This is a genomic window from Geofilum rubicundum JCM 15548, from assembly GCF_000974365.1.
Lineage (GTDB): Bacteria > Bacteroidota > Bacteroidia > Bacteroidales > Marinilabiliaceae > Geofilum > Geofilum rubicundum.
The window spans coordinates 114,079-133,841 of sequence record NZ_BAZW01000004.1 but is presented as its reverse complement, the minus strand read 5'-3'; the positions used below and the strand labels follow the sequence as shown (position 1 = coordinate 133,841).

The window sequence follows — 19,763 nt, the reverse complement described above, 5'->3', positions numbered from 1 at the left end:
ATTTGTATTTGGAATAAAAACTCAAGGCTGTGAAATTTGTTTCACAGCCTTGAGTTTTTTTAACAGGAGGAATGTTTTTCAATGAACTTACAGACTATCCCCAAAATCTGCTTTAAATTTTGCTACCAACTTCTCTGGCCAGTCAGAAACAGCATCGAGACGTCCCATAAAGAAGCGCAACACCTTAGGTTCATCTACAAATTTCAATCCGCCAACCAATTCTCTGTTTTTATACAGCCAGTGCAAACGATCAATTAGAAATTTGGTCTGCGACAAAGTGAAAACCCGCCGTGGGAAGGCTAAACGAAGCAATTCCATATCGGCCAGTAAGTCCTCGCCATTTTCGAGGCGAACGCTTGAAACGGTTCCCCGTTCCATTCCCCGGCATCCCGAGACAATGAAAAGTGCGGCGGCCAATGCACCTGCAGGATACTCCTTTTGAGGAACATGCGGTAAGAATTGCATGGCATCGACATGTGCCCCCAGAGCCCCGGCCGGCGTAATAACAGGGATGCCAAGTTTGTCTAATTCCTTGACGGTGTAGTCAATAAATCCGGGTGACTGACTGATAACTGTCTCATCGGTTGTTTCAATCAAGCCAACTGCCATGGCTTCTATTTCACGTACCGACATACCTCCATAGGTCAAAAATCCTTCATACAAAGGAACCAGATCGCGCATTTTCATGTACAAGTCGTGGTCATTGGTACAGATACCACCACCCCGTGTGGAACTCACCTTACGGCTGGAAAAATAAACAATTTCACATATTCCGCACATGGTGCGTAGGATCTCCTTAATACTGGAAGTGGCGAATTCTGCCTCTCGCTGCTTGATAAACCAGGCATTTTCACCAATCAGACTCGCATCCAATACCATCATTATTCCATGTTCATCCGCTACTTTCCGAACCTCACGCATATTTTCGATGGAGAATGGTTGACCACCAATCAGGTTGGTAGAGGCTTCCATCCGGATAAAAGGCACATTTTGCCTGCCGTATTTGGCAATCAGGTCTTTTAGCTTTTGAATATCAATATTTCCTTTGAAGGGATGATGGCTTTTTATTTTGAGCGCCTCATCGGTAAATATTTCGGCTATTTCACCACCGTTGATTTCCATGTGCGCCTTGGTTGTTGTAAAATGGTAATTCATGGGAATGACGTCTCCAGCCTTGATAAAGGTCTTTGAGATAACATTCTCTGCCGCACGTCCCTGGTGAACCGGTAAAACCAGCTCTTTTCCGAACACTTCCTGAATGGCCGCTTCCATCCGATAAAAACTTTGTGAACCTGCATAGGCATCATCGGCCTGATGCATGGAGGCCAATTGATTATCACTCATGGCATTGGTTCCACTATCTGTCAGCATATCCAAAAAGATATCGGCCGTATTGAGCAAAAAAGTGTTGAAACCGCCTTTCTTTATGGCATTTAATCGATCGTCAATGGGTTTGAGATGTAATTTTTGCACAATGCGAACTTTGTGTAATTCTACAGGGATTTCTTCTCCACTTGAAAATTTAATTCCTTTTGGGCTTCCTTGATCCATAATGAGGTTTTCTTAAATTAGTAAATGAATGCTTATGCAGTAAACTTTATCAAAACTTTTAAAAATAATTAAAAGTATCTATTGATATGTCAATTACCTTTAAAATTATAAGGAATGTGTCCTTTTTTGTTTTGATTTTAAATTAGCCCAGTTTGAACATGGTTGACTGAGTAGAAACCTCTGGATATGATTTATGTCGGCCAAACAGTTAATTTTATTGGTCAGGCGCTTGCAGAAATGAGGCTTTTGTTGTTTTTTTACACGTTTTTAAAAATGTATGTTTATGCGTTTATTGGCAGGATACCTTTTGACACCTATCTATTATTTAGCTTTTGGCTTTTTTTTAGCGATTTTTCATCCCATTCAAGTCATTGCCCGACGTCTGGGTGGCTATGACGCCCACAAGAAAAGTGTCGGCGCTATGAATTTCTTTTTGGCCAGAAGTTTGTTCCTTGTTGGAGCCAGAGTAAACTTTGAAGGTTTTGAAAAATTGCCACACAACCGACCGTTAATTGTTGCCTCGAATCACCAAAGTTTTTTCGACATACAAGCCTTTGTGCATGGGTTTGACGACTGGCACCCAAAATTTGTCTCGAAAATTGAACTGGGAAAAGGTATCCCCAGTATTTCATATAACCTTCGTCATAGTGGATCGGCTTTAATTGACCGCAAAAACGGCGGACAGGCCATTCGGGAGATCATTCGGCTGGGAAAATACATCGAAGCGAATAATTATGCTGTATGCATCTATCCCGAAGGAACCCGCAGCAGGGACGGGCAAGTGAAACCATTTCAATCGGCAGGCATCAAGTCTTTGCTGAAAGCTGCTCCCTCCTCTCTGATTGTTCCCTTTGTCATCAATGGTCACGCTGAATTGATGAAAAGGGGGTATTTTCCGCTCCAGGTTGGTGTCAAGTTGACTTATAAGGTATTAGACCCTATCGATCCTGCCGGTCGGCCTGCCGAGGAGTTGGTGAAAGAATGTGAACAGATGATTAAGCGGGAACTGGGACAGGCTTAAATACAAAAAGCCGCCCTGGAGGACGGCTTCTTTTCAGTATTAAAGTTCCTATCTACCTGTAATATAAACAGGTAATTAATGAATGGTCACCGGGAATTATTTATTCATTTTTAAATCCAGATGGGATTTGATGGCAGCCATGAAACCTTCGGTTGTCAGATAGTGCTCTTCTTTCAAATCCTTTCCATGAATGGTCAGCGCCAAATCCTTGGTCATTTGTCCACTCTCCACGGTTTCCACACAAACCGTCTCCAGATTGTGCGCAAAGTCGATCAGTTCCTGATTGCCATCCAGTTTGCCACGGAATTCCAAACCTCTGGTCCATGCATAAATGGAGGCGATGGGATTGGTTGAGGTTGGTTTACCTTGCTGGTGCATCCGATAGTGGCGCGTTACGGTACCATGAGCGGCTTCAGCTTCCATGGTTTTACCATCAGGTGTAACCAGCGTTGAAGTCATCAAGCCCAAGGAACCAAAACCCTGAGCCAATGTGTCTGACTGCACATCACCATCGTAATTCTTACAAGCCCAAACAAATTCACCATTCCACTTAAGGGCAGCAGCCACCATGTCATCAATCAAACGATGTTCATAGGTGATACCCAGCGCTTCAAATTTACCTTTGTAGTGCTTTTGGTAAACGTCCTCAAAAATATCTTTGAACCGGCCATCATACTTCTTGAGAATGGTGTTCTTAGTAGAAAGATACAAGGGCCACTTTTTCATAATGGCTTGATTAAAACAGCTGTGCGCAAAGCCTGTAATACTTTCATCGGTATTATACATAGCCAACGCAACACCGTCACCTTCAAAATCATATACATCATAAGACTGCACTTCGCCACCATCTTCGGGGGTGAAGGTAATGGTTAGTTTGCCTTTTCCTTTTACCAGAAAATCAGTGGCACGGTACTGATCGCCAAAAGCATGACGACCAATGCATATGGGATGTTCCCATCCGGGTACCAGTCGCGGAACATTCTGCATAATAATGGGTTCACGAAAAACGGTACCCCCTAAAATATTCCGGATGGTACCGTTGGGGGACTTCCACATTTTTTTTAGACCAAATTCTTCCACCCTGTTTTCATCAGGTGTGATGGTGGCACATTTTATACCCACATTGTACTTTTGAATGGCGTGAGCAGCATCGATGGTAATCTGATCATCCGTTGCATCCCGGCTCTCCATTCCTAAATCATAGTATTTGATATCGAGATCAACATAAGGAAGAATCAATTCCTCTTTAATCATTTTCCAGATGATTCGGGTCATTTCATCCCCGTCCAGTTCTACTACCGGATTTTTTACTTTTATTTTACTCATGGTTTATAAATTATATATTACTCGGTTTAGAAAGTTCCTTGCATATCCAGATTTGTAACAAATAAAAGCGAAATTTGTTGGCTGTTGTTAAAAAATATCAATCCAAATCGAGGTTGAATTGTTGCTTTAGCAGCGCTAAGGCGGCATTTTTTTGAATCATGGCCTCCAGTTTATCCGCAGCGGTAAAAACTTTTCCGGGTACTTTGCTGTCATCTTTTCTTAGGGCGGTTCTCAGTTGAAGATGACTATTTTGCAATTCCTTTTTCAGGAGGGTCATCATAACCGGTTTCTCCTTTAACAATTCGTCTTCCTGCATGGAACTGGCCAGCTCTATAAAAATAACATGGTCTTGTTGTAGTTCAGGGGCATGACTGGTCAATATGCTGAAAAGACGCATGTTATCCGACTTGATTTTATTGGCGTAAATGCTCCAGGCAGCAATCAGCTTTTGCTGCGTAACCGGCTCATTCATTTCAATGTACGGCTCACTACCTGAAGGAGAAGCTTGACCTGGTGTTGGGCTAACAGAGGCACCATTGCCCTTCATCAGATCTTTCAGGGATAAAGAAGTTATGGCAGCCTTTGGCTCCAATTTACCACCATTAGCAGATGGTTTCACTTCTTGCACGGAAGGGGCATTTTCTGCTTTATTGGCAGCTTTTTCTCTTTGTCGCTTCTTTAGCTCAAGTACTTTTTTTTTTCCGTAAAAATACGCGAAAGGCTAATAATGCCAAATTCTACGTGCAATCGCTTATTGCGCGCCACCCGGTAATTCAAGTCACAATTGGTAGCAATTTTGAGGGCTTCATAAAGAAATTCCGTATCGCACAGTTTGGCTTGCTCCATGTATCTTTGTCGAATAGAAGCACCAACCTCCAAAAGGTTAACCGTTTGTGCATCACGACACATCATAAGATCTCTTAAATGACTGCTTAAACCGTTAAGAAAGTGACTACCATCAAATCCGTGACTCAATATATCGTTAAAAATTACAAGTGCGTTGGTTGTGTCTTCCTTTAGAAAGGCTTCGGTCAATCTGAAATAATAGTCATAATCCAAAACATTCAGGTTATCAATAACCTGCTGATAGGTGACATTTTTTCCTGAGAAAGCCACAATCTGATCGAAGATAGACAAAGCGTCCCGCATGGCCCCGTCTGCTTTTGTAGCAATAACATTCAGTGCCTCTTCTTCAAAAGCAATCCCCTCCTTACCGGCCACAAATTTAAGATAATCCACAGCCACCTCTACGGTAATTCTGTTGAAATCAAAGGTTTGACATCTGGATAAGATGGTAGGAAGAATTTTATGTTTTTCTGTAGTCGCCAGGATAAAAATGGCATGGTGGGGTGGCTCTTCCAGGGTCTTTAGAAAGGCATTAAAAGCTGCTGGTGACAACATATGAACCTCGTCAATGATATAAACACTGTACTTGCCCATCTGGGTGGTATGCGCACTTTATCAATCAACAAGCGGATATCATCTACGGAGTTATTACTGGCCGCATCCAGTTCGTGGATATTAAACGATTTACTTTCGTTAAATGATTTACAGGACGGGCACTCATTGCATGCCTCATAATCGGTTGTAATATTTTGGCAATTGATGGTTTTGGCAAATATACGTGCACAAGTCGTTTTACCAACACCACGCGGACCGCAAAACAGGTATGCATGGGCCAGTTGTTGGTTTTTGATGGCATTTTTAAGGGTAACGGTAATGTTATCCTGGCCTTCTACCGAGCTAAAGGTGCCCGGCCTGTATTTTCGTGCAGAAACAATGTATTCCATAATGCTTTTAAGCCGCTTTGATTTGCAGCCTTACAAAGATAAAAAAATACCCGTCTGCTACAAACAAAAATGGGGCCTAACTCATCCAGGGAATCTCTACTCGGGCATGGGGTGATATTCTTCAGCCATAAAAACCAAGCGGCCAAAATTGGTAGCCCGGCTGTTTATAATGCGCAAAAGATTCAACAATTCCATATGTACCTTGCTGGATTCTAAAGAGGTGGTATTGGGCGTTAAAAGGCGTTTGTAGTGTTTTCGCTCCATTTCGAAGGCCATCAGGGCATATTTTCGGTATTTTTTCTTCATTTGGAGGGCCCTGGAGGGATCCCAGTTGTGCATCAGAATAAGCGCTCTTTCAAGCTGTTTCAAACATCTTTGGTGGTATTTTTCCAATTCAGTTTTGCCCTCCGGTGAAAAGGTTGCGTTTGATTGCAGCCATTTTTCTGCCTGTCGGGAAACGTTGACCGATATGATATCGGCCATTTGTTCCAGTTCATTCACCACATGCATCATGCGATAGTAATCTTCAGACCATTCTTCTATGGGTTTGGTCTGGTTCATTTTGACCATGAAGGCATGGATGGCCTCCCGATAGAAATCCGCCTTCTCCTCCCACTTTCGAATTTGATCCAAAGCTTTGGGATCCCGGTTGAAAAACGGAAGCATGGAGGCTTTTACCATGCTGTAAACCACCTCGCCCATATCCTGGACCTCCCTTTGCAAAAAGGGAAGCGATAAGTCGGGACTACTGAGCACTTCCCTGTTAAGATACTGAAGGGTATGGGCGGGTTGTCTGGCAGCTGGCTTTCGTACCAACACAGTGGCCAAACTTCCAATCAATCCGGTGAAAGGCAGGAATATAAATGCCATCATGAGATTAAAAATGGTATGTGCATTGGCCAGTAACCGGGCGTTGGCGGCAGATTCGCCCGTAAGGAAATAGGTGACTTGTCCCCAATACCCGACAAACCCAATAAACAGAATGGCTCCAAAAAAGCGAAATAGCGCGTTGGCCACCGCCAGGCGGCGGCCCGGATAGGAAGCATTGATGGAAGCGAGTAAAGCGGTGACTGTTGTGCCAATATTGGTTCCCAGAATAAGTGGCAAAGAGGCCTCAAATGTCAATAATCCACTGTTGCACAGTGTAATCAGGATGCCGATAAACGCAGCACTGCTTTGAATCATGGCGGTAAATACCATTCCTACCAATAAGCCGGCCAGGGGTTTTTCGAGATGCAGCATCCAGTCGATAAAACCAGGCATGTCGCGCAGCGGTGCCATGCCGTCCGACATTAGTTTCATGCCGTAAAACAGAATGGCAAAACCCAGAATAATTTGACCTGCATCACTCCACCTGTTTTTAGTAAAAGCTTTCAAAAAATAGCCAATACCTATAAACACCAAGGCATAGTTACCTATGTTGAAGGATATTAATTGTGTGGTAATGGTGGTACCAATGCCTGTTCCTAAAAGAACAGGCAGCGTTTGGGCAAATGTTATCAGAGAAGCATCCACAAAGCCTACCAATACAACCGAAGCTGCACTACTGCTTTGAAACAGTAAGGTCAGCAAAATACCAAATCCCAGGCCGCCTGTTTTTGATTTCAGAAACTTATCCAGGATAACCCGTAACTGACTGCCAGCCATTTTCTTGGTCCCCGAACTCAGAATTTCCATACCCAGCAGGAAAATACCCAATCCACCAAAAGGGTTATAACCATATATACCGTATCCATTTCTCTGGTGAAGCTGTAAAAATTAATTGATATATTTGAGAACAAATATAGAAAGTCAAATCACTAAATAATAAGTAAATGAAAAATGAATTTTATTTTTGGTCGCTTTTTCTTATGGTGGTGGTACTAGCTGGCTGTTCAACCGCCCGAAGCATTAACGCAGAAGCGCAGGATGCTCCACTTTCAGGAAGTTGGGAAATGGCGAAATGGACGGGCTACGAGACGGTTTCAGCCGCCTTTCCACAGGGATTGCCTGTCCTGGTCATCGACACGGAAGAACGGACTGTGAATGGAAGTAATGGTTGCAATTCCATTAGGGGTAAAATACGTTCTGACCGCCAGGCAGCCACCATCCAATTCTTTGAGATTTCCAGTACGAAAATGTTTTGCCAAACGGTGCCTGAAAATGAATTTCATCAGGCGCTTGGATCGGTCACCAGCTATCGCATAACGCAAGAAAAACTGTTTCTTTTAAATGGAACGAAGGAGGTCATGGTATTAAACCGCCGGGAAGTTCCTTAGGCCATATTCCAATGGATGGACGCCTCGCTCCTATTTTTTTACAATAATTTTTGAAAACCGGGTCTCGTTCGCTGTCCCGGTTTTTATGATGTAGAGCCCTGCAGGAAGATGACGCACGGAAATTTCTGTTTTTCGGTCGTTGGGTATATGGTATTCAAGCAGGCGACCGTCCGGAGCATATAATTGAAGCGAATGAATCACAGAAGAAGATTCAATAAAAACAAGGCTCTGTGCAGGATTGGGATATGCCCTGAACCCATCGTCCCCCCCGCCATTTTCTTGCTTTATATGGGTGGCTGGTCCGGAGGCCGTTGCAGACAGGTAATAAAACTGCTTTTGATTCAGATTCCAATGATTTGAGGACGCATCCCAATAATAATCCTGTCTTGATTGTAGTTGTTCTTCCTCACCGTAAATAAAATCCAGACGGTATATACCCGACCAGCTGCCTGAAGTGTTGTTCCAGGCGTAAGCTACCTCTTCGGAGACTTTATCCGAGGCATCTGAGACTTTTTCCACCCGCCAACTGTTGATCCATTCTTTATTCTGGTCACTCCATTGGGCATCCACCCAGGTAAAGGTATTGGTTGACTCGTCTTCGGTTTGTTCTATTTTCCACCACTCATCCCACTTTAAGTAATTGCGGTTCCATTTATACCATTTCCAGGAAAACAACGCTCCCTGATCGTTGTAGAAAAATTCTTTTTTATTGCTGGCCAGCCATGTGGCCGGTGATTCCTGTTGGTCCCAGGTATAATCGGTCTGCACCATCAAAACATTATTCTCATGAACGTACTCCGATTTTTGGTGACCTTCCCAAATAAAATTTTGGGTATTGTAGGTATAACTTACTTTCCGAATCAACTCATTGTTGGTATATTCAAATTCATGCTTTAAAACGGGCGACCAGACTTTGGCGGTCCCATTCCAAATATAATTGATTTGTTGCTGTTGCAATTGTGAACTGTTATACGCTATCTCGTACTTCCATTGGCCCTCCCAGTCGGACGCTGTGTTATTCCAATGAAATTCAGCCACACCTAAAAGCTGATGATTTTCGTTATAATGATATTCTCTTTGTAGTTGCTTTGTCCATTCCGGATCAATTTCACTTATAATAAATAGGGTAAAATTGGTTTGATGAATGGCGGCATTGAATTGAAAGACTTCTTTTTGATAGCTTTCCCAGTCGGTTTGATCATTATTGCGTTTATAATAAAACACGGAAGCCATCAAGTTTTCGTGGTCGTACTCGTATCGGGCCTTATGCCATTTGGATGAATCTCCATTGGCATAATTATTATAAACCACCAAACTATCAGTTAACAAAAGAGAAGAACCACTTTTTTCCAAAACAGAGGCCATAAACAGTGCCAGCGTTTCTTCATGATTGTCTTCAAACGACAAAGATGAGGAAGAAGAAAAAGAAGAATGGCCTACCGTCAGAGCGATGGCAGCCTTTGATAAGAATAGTAAAAACCCAACAAAAACGATTTGGTATACTTGCTTCATTCCCAATGGTTATAGTATTTATGACTGATGTTCATTCCTTTTTAACGACAAGAAGGAAGCAAAAGTTCCTTCTTGTTGATATTATTCTATTTCTCCCAGCAAATCGTAATCCTCCGCACTGGTCACCTTTACCTGATAGAAACCTCCTATTTCCAGAGGAACTGAACTACTGACAAGCACTTCAGGGTCTACCTCCGGACTGTCAAATTCGCTTCGGCCTACAAAATAACCACTTTCCTCCCGGTCGATGATGACCCGTATAACACGGCCAATTTTTTCATGATGATGATCGCGACTGATGCCATTTTGCAGTTCCATAATGGCATTGGCCCTCTCCTGCTTGATGACATCAGGCACATCGTCCTTGTAATTTTTGTAAGCAAAAGTATCCTCCTCATGCGAATAAGGAAAAACGCCGAGGCGTTCAAATTTCATTTCCTCCACAAAAGCCATTAATTCTTTAAAATCAGCCTCTGTTTCACCGGGATGACCTGCAATCATGGTGGTCCGAAGATGAATTCCGGGCACTAGCTCCCGCATTTTATGCACCAGCTCAATGGTTTCTTCTTTGCTAACCTTTCTGCGCATGGCTTTGAGCATGGGGTCTGAGATGTGCTGCAAAGCAATGTCCAGGTACTTACAAACTTTGGGATTACTGGCCATTACATCCAAAACATCCATCGGAAATTTAGCAGGATAGGCATAATGCAGTCTGATCCACTCAATGCCTTCTACCTTAGATAGTTCAGTAATCAGGGGGGCCAGCATTTGCTTTTTATACAAGTCAAGTCCGTAATAGGACAAATCCTGTGCAATCACCTGTAATTCTTTAACCCCCCGGGCAGCCAGACGCTGAGCCTCATCTACCAGACTCTCAATGGTTCGTGATTGGTGCTTACCGGTGATAATGGGAATGGCACAATAGGAACAGGAGCGATTACATCCTTCAGACACTTTTAGGTAAGCGTAATGTTTGGGTGTGGTAAGAGAACGCTCATTTTTCAAGTCCGCCCGGTAATCGACGCCCATTTCGGCCAACAACTCTTTCCAGTTGAACTTGCCGTAAAATTTATCCACTTCCGGTATTTCCTGTCCCAGTTGATCAAAATAGCGCTCTGAAAGGCAGCCCATCACATATAGCTTATTGATATCACCACGCTTTCGGGCTTCAACAAAACTCAAAATGGTGTCGATGGACTCTTCCTTGGCATCACCAATAAAACCGCAGGTATTTATGACCACGACCTCACCGTCCGGTTGGGGCGAATCGTGCTCGACCAGATAACCGTTGGACTGAAACTGCTTGATTAACAACTCGGAATCAACCAGGTTTTTTGAACAACCCAGTGTTATAACGTCTACTTTCTTTCTAACCATATTTAGTTGCCAAACAGTGAATGAACAAAAGCTTCACGGTTAAAGACCTGTAAATCTTCGATCCCCTCGCCTATTCCGATATATTTTACGGGTACTTTAAACTGATCGGAAACGCCGATAACCACGCCGCCCTTAGCTGTCCCGTCAAGTTTTGTAATGGCCAGCGCATTAACCTCCGTGGCCATCGTAAATTGTTTGGCTTGTTCAAAAGCATTTTGACCGGTACTACCGTCCAAAACCAATAAAATTTCATGGGGAGCATCCGGCACAACCTTTTTCATGACATTTTTGATTTTCGACAGCTCATTCATCAGATTCACTTTGTTGTGTAACCTGCCTGCTGTATCAATGATGACCACATCTGTACCCATCGACCTGGCCGATGAAAGTGTGTCGAAAGCCACTGAAGCCGGATCTGACCCCATTTTTTGCTTAATGATGGGAACATTTACCCGTTGTGCCCATATTTCGAGTTGTTCAATGGCGGCCGCACGAAAAGTATCTCCAGCCCCTAAAATCACACTTTTGCCTGCACTTTTAAATTTGTTGGCTAATTTTCCAATGGTAGTGGTCTTGCCCACGCCATTAACCCCAACAACCATAATAACATAGGGTTGTTTATCAGCAGGAAAATCAAAATCACCATGACCGTTAACGCTGTTTTCAGCCAACAGGCCGGTAATTTCATCTTTCAGTAGCTTATCGAGTTCATTGGCATTGATAAACTTATCACGTGCCACCCGCTTTTCAATCCGTTCAATTATTTTGATGGTGGTATCCACCCCTACATCTGAGCTGATGAGCAACTCCTCCAGTTCATCCAAAACATCCTCGTCTACTTTGGATTTACCGGCTACCACCCGGGTGAGTTTTGTTAATACACTCTCTTTGGTTTTAGACAACCCCTGATCGAGCTTTTCCTTTTTAGATTTATTAAAAACACCAAATAATCCCATAATATAAAAGATATAAAGTCAACAGACTGTGGCAACTCCCCGGAAGAAATCCAAAATTGCCTTTCTCAAATACAAAGATAGTGATTATTAGAGAATGAGGATGTTTTACCAGCCATTCAATCGGCCAAAGAATGGCATAAAATAAAAAAAGCCTTCTTAAAACTAAGAAGGCTTTTATAACTCATTCCGGATCACCGGTTATTTTTTGTCGAAATATTCTTTCACTTGATCATTGGTAACCATTTCCGTACGGAAAGAGTAAGCGCCGGTCTTTGGTGACTTCACCATTTTAATCACACGGGTGTGTCCTTTTCCCGCACCTTTCTGAATACTTGCTACTACTTTCTTTGCCATGATTTAAAATTTACTTGATTTCACGATGTACGGTCATACGCTTTAAGATGGGATTGAATTTTTTCAATTCCATTCTATCCGGCGTATTTTTCCTGTTCTTAACGGAAATATACCTCGAAGTTCCGGGTAGTCCGCTTTCTTTGTGTTCTGTGCACTCCAGAATTATCTGGATGCGGTTGCCTTTACCTTTTTTAGCCATTTGTTCTACCCTCCCTTATTAGAATTTTGTACTTAAGTAACCTTTTTCCTGTGCCGATTTAATGGCAGCCTTTACACCGACTTTGTTGATTAACCGCAGGCCTGAAGCTGAAACTCTCAACTTAACCCAGCGATTATCTTCGGGTAAAAAAAACTTTTTATCGAAAAGGTTAGGATTGAACCTTCTTTTGGTGCGTCTTTTTGAGTGAGAAACATTGTTCCCAACCATAAAGCTCTTTCCAGTTATTTCACAAACTTTTGACATTTCTCAACCGTTTTTATCTACGTTTTTCAAACAGAGCGCAAAATACGGGATTTTCTTTCAAAAAAACAAATAGTTACATCTATAATTTCTTTGTTTTTGATTTTTTTTAGGGTATTTGGATATCGCTATGCTATTCGGACCATTCGACATAGATTAAATATTAAATGTAAATAATCGTTGTAAATCTTATTTAATTAACCATTTAAACATTAATACAGAATAACAATCATGGTTCCATTATGCATTTCGTCGAATGCTAGATCTCGCCTCTTTCAATCATCTGCTTTAACAGAATGATGCCTGCCTCTGCTGTCCGAACAATGGTGCGCTCACGATTTGGACCAAAATTAAACCGGCGACTCACCACTTTTCCATGCCCCGCCCATGCCAGCCAAACAGTGCCCACCGGCTTTTCTTCACTCCCACCTGCGGGACCTGCAATCCCTGATGAGGCGATGGCATAATCAGAGCCAGAGCCTTGCACGCTCCCAGTGCCATTTGTTCAACCACCTGGCGACTAACAGCGCCGTATTGTTCAATGGCCATCGGATCTACGCCCAGTTGTCCGGTCTTAACCTCATTGGCATAGGCAACAATACTGCCTTTAAAGGCAGCAGAGGCACCCGGAATCGCTGTTACCAAATGGGCCATAAAACCACCCGAACAGCTTTCTGCAAAGGCCAGTGTTTGATGTTTTTCTGTCAGTAGTCTCAGTAACTCCTGTTGAGCAGTCTGATCATCCAATCCGAAAATATGCTCACCAATGATGGGATAAAGGGCCTGAATGGCCTTTTCAATGGCTCCATCAATTTTGTCGGCATCTTCTCCCCGCCCGCTCAGGCGCAGTCTTAATTTGCCGGGAGAAGGCAAATAAGCGACTTTAATATAGTCGGGCACGGCATCCTCCCAATCGCTCAACATCTCAGCCAAAACAGCCTCCGGGATATTAAAAACATGTATTGTTTTATGGCGTACAATTCCGCTTTGGTATTTTTCCAATAAGCGGGGCAATATTTGATCCGACATGGCCTGCTTCATCTCAATGGGCACTCCCGGCATCGACACCACAATTCCTTTGGCATGCTGAAACCACATAATGGGAGCCGTCCCTACCGGATTGCGGATAATCGTACACTTTTCCGGCACCATGGCCTGATCGCGGTTCAGTTGATTGATATGCTTAACCCTTCCTTTCAGCATTCGTTCAACATCGGCATACACTGCTTCATTAAAGACCAGTTTTGTATTAAAAAACCGGCAAAGGGCTGCTTTGGTAATATCATCCCGTGTAGGTCCCAGTCCACCCGTTATAAGCACTACCGAAGAACGGTTGATGGCTTCCTCAAGGGAATGTAATATTTCCTCTTCCTGGTCACTAATAGAGGTGATGCGATGAACGGACAGGCCTATTTTGTTTAATTCCCGGCCCATCCAGGCTGAATTGGTATCAACTACCTGGCCAATAAGCAACTCATCTCCAATGGTTATTATATCTACTTGCATGGCTAAACACCTTAAATTAAAAACGATCAAGGGCCTGAAGGCGCTTGAGAAGAGGTGGGTGTGAATAATTGAAAAAGACGAACCAGGGATGTGGGGTTGGGTTACTCAGCGCAGAAGCGGAAATCTTTTTCAGCGCCGACTGCAGGGCCGAAGCCTCTGCATATTTCGCAGCAAAAGCATCTGCCTGGTATTCCTGACGGCGCGACAGGATGGTCATTCCCCATCCCAACACGGCACTTATGGGCGCGTAAAGCAAGCCAAATCCCAGTAGCCCAATATGAAAAGAGGGAGTACTTACCCCCAGTGCTCCTGCAATGGCCGGATGATTAATAAACCACCCCAACAAAAAGAGCATCAGACCCGATTGCACAACACCCAAAATGGTTCCTCTGATGGTGTGTTTAAGTCGGTAGTGCCCAATTTCATGTGCCAATACAGCCACAATTTCATCATTCGTCAGGTCGTTGATTAAAGTATCAAATAAAACAATGCGCTTATTCTTACCAAACCCACTGAAAAAGGCATTGGCTTTGGTGCTGCGCTTGGAACCATCCATTATGAAAACATTACTCAGTGTAAAGCCGGCTCGTTTACTCATTGTTTCAATATCCCTTTTTAACCCCCCCTCTTCTAATGGTTTAAGCTTATTGAAGAGTGGTAAAATCAAAGAGGTATAAAACTTACTGAAAAAGATCATAAAAAGACTCACAATCCCCCAGGCATATAACCAAAAATACGCACCGGCCCAATGGTAAAACCAGATAATCAGGGAGAGCATCAATCCACCGATAAATGCCCCCAGCAAAAGAGATTTGATTAAATCCAAAACAAATACGGCCGCCGTTGTTTTATTGAATCCAAATTTTTCTTCAATAACAAAGGTGTCGTATATGGAAAGTGGCAGGGATATCAGTGTAGAGGCCAAACCGATGATGCCAAAAAACAACAGCGACTGCCCGATGCTATGGTCCGTAACAGAGTGGACCAACCCATCGAGCCAGGCAAAGCCCTGCCACCACAATACCCCTAAAATAATCAAAGTTGAAATAGTAGAAGATATTAAACCAAAGCGATAGTTGGCCAGCCGATACTTCTTTTGTTTCTGAAACTTATCGTCCGGATAGACATCCTGTAGCCTGTCCGGAACATGTGAACTCCAGCTTTTTCGGTTGAGTTCTCCCAGAAAAAAATCCCAGACCGTTTCCAGAAAGATGATGGCTATAATGATATAAAAAACAGTGCTGTACATAGTCTATTCTAAATTATTGCAGCTAAGTATATATTGGTTTAGTTAATGCGTTTAAAACGGAAATATTTGGGTATTTGGCGTTTTTGTTTGCGACCATCTATAACCATACAGAGCCACAGAGGGGGAATCCCTTTCTGCAGCTCTGCGATGATCAAAGGTCAAATATCCTTATTTCCTTTTATTACCGGGAATGGAAACATCCACCTCTGGTCGTGTCAAAGCTCTGTATATAAGATATATGGCTAAAACAACAAAGGGGATGCTAAGGATTTGTCCCATGTTTAGGGACATCGATGCTTCAAAGGCTTCCTGATCTTCTTTAAGAAATTCAATAAAGAACCGGGTGGCAAAGATACCGATCAAAAACACGCCAAAAATGAGTCCCGGACGACGGGCAGCGTTCTTTTTCCAATACATATACATCAGCACCACAAAAGTAATCAGATAACTCATGGCCTCATACAATTGCGATGGATGTCGCGGCAGCTCCGGATTTTCAATGCCATGGGCTTTCAAAAAGATAAATCCCCAGGGCAACTCTGTGGGACTGCCAACGATTTCTGAATTCATCAGATTGCCCAATCGAATGAACACGGCAGCCAGAGCGACAGGAATCACCAATTTATCCATGGTCCAGAGCATGGATCGCCTGGTCACCTTTTTAGAATAGAGCCAAATCGCAAATAATATTCCAAAGGCTCCTCCGTGACTGGCCAGACCACCCTGCCAGACTTTCAAAATATCTGCCGGATTTTGAGAGTAATAATCCCATCCGTAAAAAATAACATGTCCCAAACGTGCACCGACAATGGTTGCCACCATAACATATACAAACAGCTTATCCAGCCATTCTTCCGAGGCGTTTTCACGTCGAAACATCTTGTCCACTATATAATAGCCCAGCAAGAAGGCGGTGGCAAAAAACAGCCCGTAGTAGCGTACCGAAAGTGGGCCTAAGGCAAATATTTCAGGGTCGGGGGCCCAGGTGATGTAATTAAATAGTACCATATTTTTTTAATTTTTGGGTTCTATCATTTTCCGTGACACTGTTTGTATTTCTTGCCACTTCCGCAGGGACAAGGATCGTTACGTCCAACTTTCTTCTCGGTTCTGATAGGCTGCACCACTTGCGGTTTTGGTGGCTGACCATCGGCCGGCTGACGCCCCATTCCGGGTGCGCCGGCACCCGGCTCATCCTTTTGGGTGCGCAGACTGTTAAGGTCTGTCCTGCGCCTTTCTTCTGCCTTACGCACCTGGCTGGCATCCCTGATGGGAATGTGTGCTTTGGCCAGAGAAGCCACTACCGATTTATTGTTCTTGTCGATCATGCCCTTGAACAGGTTGAACGATTCAAATTTGTATATCAACAGCGGATCCTTCTGCTCGTAAGAAGCATTTTGAACCGCCTGTTTCAAATCATCCAGTTCCCGTAAATGTTCTTTCCATGCTTCATCTATGGTGATGAGCATCATGGCCTTCTCAAAGGATTTGGCCAGCTCTTTACCTTCTGTATCGTAGGCTTTTTTCAGATTGGTAGTGATTTGGAAAACCCTGTGTCCATCGGAGATGGGCACCACAATATTTTCATATAGCTCCGCCTTGGTTTCAAAAACATTTTTGATGACCGGCAGGGCCTGGCGCGACATCATTTCAATTTTCCGCTGATAGCTCTTCCAGGCCTGTTGGTGCATTTGTTCGGTCATCTCCTCCGGCTTCCCTTTCATAAATTCTTCTTGTGAATAGGGACAATCGATGGAAAATATGCGAATCAATTCCATTTTGAAGGTCTCAAAATCTCCTGCCTGGTGGTTATCAATGACCAGACCTTCGATGGTGTCAAACATCATATTGGAAATTTCAACCTGCATCCGCTCACCATACAAAGCGCGGCGGCGCTTGGTATAGATTACTTCGCGCTGGGAATTCATGACATCATCGTACTCCAGCAAGCGCTTTCTGATACCAAAGTTGTTTTCCTCCACTTTTTTCTGCGCCCTTTCAATGGATTTGGTAATCATACTGTGCTGTATCATCTCACCATCTTCAACGCCCATGCGATCCATGTATTTCACCAGGCGGTCAGACCCAAACAGACGCATCAGGTCATCCTCGAGTGAGACAAAGAACTGAGAAGATCCCGGATCTCCCTGACGACCGGCACGACCACGCAACTGACGGTCCACGCGTCGGGATTCATGACGCTCGGTACCTACAATGGCCAGACCACCGGCAGCTTTCACTTCAGCCGACAACTTAATATCCGTACCACGACCGGCCATGTTGGTCGCAATGGTTACAATCCCTTTTTTACCGGCCTCGGCCACAATGTCGGCCTCCCGCTGGTGCAATTTGGCATTCAGCACATTGTGCGTAATACCTCTTATTTTTAACATCCGGCTCAGCAATTCCGACACCTCGACAGAGGTCGTACCCACCAGTACGGGGCGGCCGGCTTTTACCAAATCAACGATTTCATCAATAACAGCATTGTATTTCTCACGCTTGGTTTTATAAACCTTATCGTTCATATCCTTCCGCTGAATGGGGCGGTTGGTTGGAATAACCACCACATCCAGTTTATAGATATTCCAGAGTTCTCCTGCTTCCGTTTCCGCTGTACCGGTCATACCCGAAAGTTTATTGTACATACGGAAATAGTTCTGAAGGGTAATGGTGGCATAGGTCTGCGTGGCTGCTTCAACCTTCACCCGCTCCTTGGCCTCGATGGCCTGGTGAAGTCCGTCAGAGTATCTGCGCCCATCCATGATCCGCCCGGTCTGCTCATCCACAATCTTCACCTTATTGTCCATCACCACATATTCCACGTCCTTCTCAAACATGGCGTAGGCCTTTAACAATTGGTTAATGGTGTGAACGCGTTCCGATTTAACCGAATAGCTTTGCATCAGCTCATCTTTCTTCAGAAGCTTATCTTCATCTGACAAGCCCGCCTTTTCCAGATTGGCAATCTCTGAACCGATATCCGGTAGAATAAAGAATTGCGGATCTTCAGAAGAACCTGTAATCAGGTCAATCCCCTTATCCGTCAATTCCACAGAATTGGTTTTTTCATCAATCACAAAAAAGAGGGGATCAGTAACCACATGCATGTTCTTATTGTTCTCCTGCATGTAGAAGTTCTCAGTTTTAAGCATGCTCGCCTTAATTCCCGGCTCACTTAAAAACTTGATAAGTGGCTTGTTTTTGGGCATACCCTTAAAAGCACGCAGCAACATCAAAGCACCCTCTTCATGCTCTTTGGTGTTTTCTGATTTAAGTTTTTGTTTGGCATCGGCCAAATAGCGGGAAACCAATTGACGCTGTGATTCAACCAGACTTTCGACCTTGGGTCGTAATTCCAGAAACAACTGATCGTCCCCCTTAGGAATGGGACCCGAAATAATCAAAGGGGTCCTTGCATCGTCAATCAAAACAGAATCCACTTCATCAACGATGCTGTAGTTATGCGTCCGCTGCACCAGGTCATCCGGTGAAACGGCCATATTATCTCTCAAGTAATCAAAGCCGAACTCATTGTTGGTACCATAAGTAATATCAGCCTTGTAAGCCTTTCGCCTGTCGGGTGAATTGGCTGATACTTATCGATACAGTCTACACTTAAGCCATGGAACATAAAAATAGGCCCCATCCACTCCGAGTCACGTTTGGCCAGGTAATCATTCACCGTTACCAAATGGACGCCGCGTCCGGTCAAGGCATTGAGAAAAACCGGCAAGGTAGCCACCAGGGTTTTACCTTCACCTGTGCCCATCTCGGCAATTTTCCCCTTATGCAGCACCACACCCCCAAACAACTGTACATCGTAGTGAATCATGTCCCAGGTTATGGTAGAGCCGCCAGCCGTCCATGAATTGTGAAACAGGGCTTTATCATCCTTTATTTCAACAAAATCATGAATAGCCGCTAAATCCCGGTCAAATTCGCTGGCGCTTACTTCCACCAAAGAATTTTCTGTAAATCTGCGGGCCGTATCTTTTACAATGGCAAAGGCCTCAGGAAGTGCATTGTCCAGAGCGATTTCCAACTTGGCTGTGATTTCCTTTTCCAGTCGGTCGATCTCCTCATACATCTTCTCCCTTTGCTCAACCTCCGGGTTATCTCTGTCAATGGATAACTTTAATTCATCTATTCGGGCCTGTTCTGTAGCAACAGCACCTTGAATGGTTTGCTTGAGCTTTAAAGAACGTTCTCGTAAGCCATCATTAGAAAGTTGGGCTATTTCCGGATAGGCAGCCTTTATTCTATCAACAAAGGGTGTCATTTCTTTCATATCCCGTTTGGACTTATCGCCCAAAAACATCGAAAGAATATTATTAACTACATTCATAATTAACTTATTGATTTTATTTTCTGGCCTGAGCAAATTGCGCCAGATTTAGAAA

The 19,763-nt window shown here is 43.7% G+C and carries 14 protein-coding genes and 3 pseudogenes; 2 read left to right on the top strand and 15 right to left on the bottom strand.

Translation table 11 applies throughout. From position 1 onward, the window contains the following. Positions 1–87: 87 nt before the first annotated feature. On the bottom strand, positions 88–1,551 hold the full coding sequence (locus JCM15548_RS03715) for a tryptophanase (protein ID WP_062122495.1): 1,464 nt from the start codon (positions 1,549–1,551) through the stop codon (positions 88–90). Positions 1,552–1,834: 283 nt separating this feature from the next. Between JCM15548_RS03715 and JCM15548_RS03710 the strand changes: the two genes are divergently transcribed. Next, positions 1,835–2,572 (top strand): lysophospholipid acyltransferase family protein, encoded by a 738-nt coding sequence (locus tag JCM15548_RS03710; protein ID WP_062122494.1) that lies wholly within the window; start codon positions 1,835–1,837, stop codon positions 2,570–2,572. Positions 2,573–2,668: 96 nt separating this feature from the next. On the opposite strand, the gene JCM15548_RS03705 is transcribed toward JCM15548_RS03710, so the two are convergent. The 4 genes and pseudogenes from JCM15548_RS03705 to JCM15548_RS03690 form a co-directional block, all read right to left on the bottom strand. Next, positions 2,669–3,898: an isocitrate dehydrogenase (NADP(+)) gene (locus tag JCM15548_RS03705; protein ID WP_062122493.1), complete on the bottom strand. Its 1,230-nt coding sequence runs from the start codon at positions 3,896–3,898 to the stop codon at positions 2,669–2,671. Between the two features lie 97 nt (positions 3,899–3,995). Then, positions 3,996–4,526, bottom strand: a complete 531-nt coding sequence (locus tag JCM15548_RS03700) for a DUF8439 domain-containing protein (RefSeq protein WP_062122492.1) — start codon at positions 4,524–4,526, stop codon at positions 3,996–3,998. Positions 4,527–4,576: 50 nt separating this feature from the next. Beyond that, a pseudogene (locus tag JCM15548_RS03695) lies at positions 4,577–5,688 on the bottom strand (DNA polymerase III subunit gamma/tau). Between the two features lie 96 nt (positions 5,689–5,784). Then, on the bottom strand, positions 5,785–7,386 hold the full coding sequence (locus JCM15548_RS03690) for a Na/Pi cotransporter family protein (RefSeq protein ID WP_227625418.1): 1,602 nt from the start codon (positions 7,384–7,386) through the stop codon (positions 5,785–5,787). Positions 7,387–7,502: 116 nt separating this feature from the next. Here JCM15548_RS03690 and JCM15548_RS03685 point away from each other — a divergent pair, with 116 nt between their 5' ends. Continuing rightward, a complete protein-coding gene (locus JCM15548_RS03685) occupies positions 7,503–7,946 on the top strand; it encodes an META domain-containing protein (protein ID WP_062122491.1) in 444 nt (147 codons plus the stop codon). Positions 7,947–7,976: 30 nt separating this feature from the next. Here JCM15548_RS03685 and JCM15548_RS03680 read toward each other — a convergent pair whose 3' ends face one another. From JCM15548_RS03680 to secA, 10 genes and pseudogenes are all read right to left on the bottom strand, one after another. Continuing rightward, positions 7,977–9,458: a T9SS type A sorting domain-containing protein gene (locus JCM15548_RS03680; RefSeq protein ID WP_062122490.1), complete on the bottom strand. Its 1,482-nt coding sequence runs from the start codon at positions 9,456–9,458 to the stop codon at positions 7,977–7,979. An 81-nt stretch (positions 9,459–9,539) separates the two neighbouring features. Then, the gene (gene rimO, locus JCM15548_RS03675) at positions 9,540–10,835 is read right to left on the bottom strand and encodes a 30S ribosomal protein S12 methylthiotransferase RimO (protein WP_062122489.1); all 1,296 of its coding nucleotides are present in this window, start codon (positions 10,833–10,835) and stop codon (positions 9,540–9,542) included. Between the two features lie 2 nt (positions 10,836–10,837). Further along, complete coding sequence (gene ftsY / locus JCM15548_RS03670) at positions 10,838–11,791, bottom strand: signal recognition particle-docking protein FtsY (RefSeq protein WP_062122488.1); 954 nt, start codon at positions 11,789–11,791, stop codon at positions 10,838–10,840. A gap of 198 nt (positions 11,792–11,989) precedes the next feature. Further along, on the bottom strand, positions 11,990–12,145 hold the full coding sequence (locus JCM15548_RS20945) for a DUF4295 domain-containing protein (protein WP_083984951.1): 156 nt from the start codon (positions 12,143–12,145) through the stop codon (positions 11,990–11,992). A 10-nt stretch (positions 12,146–12,155) separates the two neighbouring features. Then, entirely contained in the window at positions 12,156–12,344 is a 189-nt protein-coding gene (gene rpmG, locus JCM15548_RS03665) for a 50S ribosomal protein L33 (protein WP_062122487.1), read from the bottom strand. Between the two features lie 18 nt (positions 12,345–12,362). Next, positions 12,363–12,608, bottom strand: a complete 246-nt coding sequence (rpmB, locus tag JCM15548_RS03660) for a 50S ribosomal protein L28 (RefSeq protein ID WP_062122486.1) — start codon at positions 12,606–12,608, stop codon at positions 12,363–12,365. Between the two features lie 256 nt (positions 12,609–12,864). Then, positions 12,865–14,111 (bottom strand): annotated as a pseudogene (locus JCM15548_RS03655) (CinA family nicotinamide mononucleotide deamidase-related protein). Between the two features lie 16 nt (positions 14,112–14,127). Further along, positions 14,128–15,360 (bottom strand): M48 family metallopeptidase, encoded by a 1,233-nt coding sequence (locus JCM15548_RS03650; RefSeq protein ID WP_062122485.1) that lies wholly within the window; start codon positions 15,358–15,360, stop codon positions 14,128–14,130. A 168-nt stretch (positions 15,361–15,528) separates the two neighbouring features. Then, the gene (gene lgt, locus JCM15548_RS03645) at positions 15,529–16,368 is read right to left on the bottom strand and encodes a prolipoprotein diacylglyceryl transferase (RefSeq protein WP_062122484.1); all 840 of its coding nucleotides are present in this window, start codon (positions 16,366–16,368) and stop codon (positions 15,529–15,531) included. A gap of 23 nt (positions 16,369–16,391) precedes the next feature. Continuing rightward, positions 16,392–19,708: pseudogene (gene secA, locus JCM15548_RS25010) on the bottom strand (preprotein translocase subunit SecA). Positions 19,709–19,763 lie beyond the last annotated feature (55 nt).

What these genes read in the sequence shown, in the direction of transcription:
- JCM15548_RS03710 (WP_062122494.1), top strand. Translation starts at nt 1,835, where the DNA reads ATGCGTTTATTGGCAGGATACCTTTTGACACCTATCTATTATTTAGCT.
- JCM15548_RS03705 (WP_062122493.1), bottom strand. Translation starts at nt 3,898, where the DNA reads ATGAGTAAAATAAAAGTAAAAAATCCGGTAGTAGAACTGGACGGGGAT.
- JCM15548_RS03650 (WP_062122485.1), bottom strand. Translation starts at nt 15,360, where the DNA reads ATGTACAGCACTGTTTTTTATATCATTATAGCCATCATCTTTCTGGAA.
- rimO (WP_062122489.1), bottom strand. Translation starts at nt 10,835, where the DNA reads ATGGTTAGAAAGAAAGTAGACGTTATAACACTGGGTTGTTCAAAAAAC.
- JCM15548_RS03680 (WP_062122490.1), bottom strand. Translation starts at nt 9,458, where the DNA reads ATGAAGCAAGTATACCAAATCGTTTTTGTTGGGTTTTTACTATTCTTA.
- JCM15548_RS20945 (WP_083984951.1), bottom strand. Translation starts at nt 12,145, where the DNA reads ATGGCAAAGAAAGTAGTAGCAAGTATTCAGAAAGGTGCGGGAAAAGGA.
- rpmB (WP_062122486.1), bottom strand. Translation starts at nt 12,608, where the DNA reads ATGTCAAAAGTTTGTGAAATAACTGGAAAGAGCTTTATGGTTGGGAAC.
- JCM15548_RS03715 (WP_062122495.1), bottom strand. Translation starts at nt 1,551, where the DNA reads ATGGATCAAGGAAGCCCAAAAGGAATTAAATTTTCAAGTGGAGAAGAA.
- rpmG (WP_062122487.1), bottom strand. Translation starts at nt 12,344, where the DNA reads ATGGCTAAAAAAGGTAAAGGCAACCGCATCCAGATAATTCTGGAGTGC.
- lgt (WP_062122484.1), bottom strand. Translation starts at nt 16,368, where the DNA reads ATGGTACTATTTAATTACATCACCTGGGCCCCCGACCCTGAAATATTT.
- ftsY (WP_062122488.1), bottom strand. Translation starts at nt 11,791, where the DNA reads ATGGGATTATTTGGTGTTTTTAATAAATCTAAAAAGGAAAAGCTCGAT.
- JCM15548_RS03685 (WP_062122491.1), top strand. Translation starts at nt 7,503, where the DNA reads ATGAAAAATGAATTTTATTTTTGGTCGCTTTTTCTTATGGTGGTGGTA.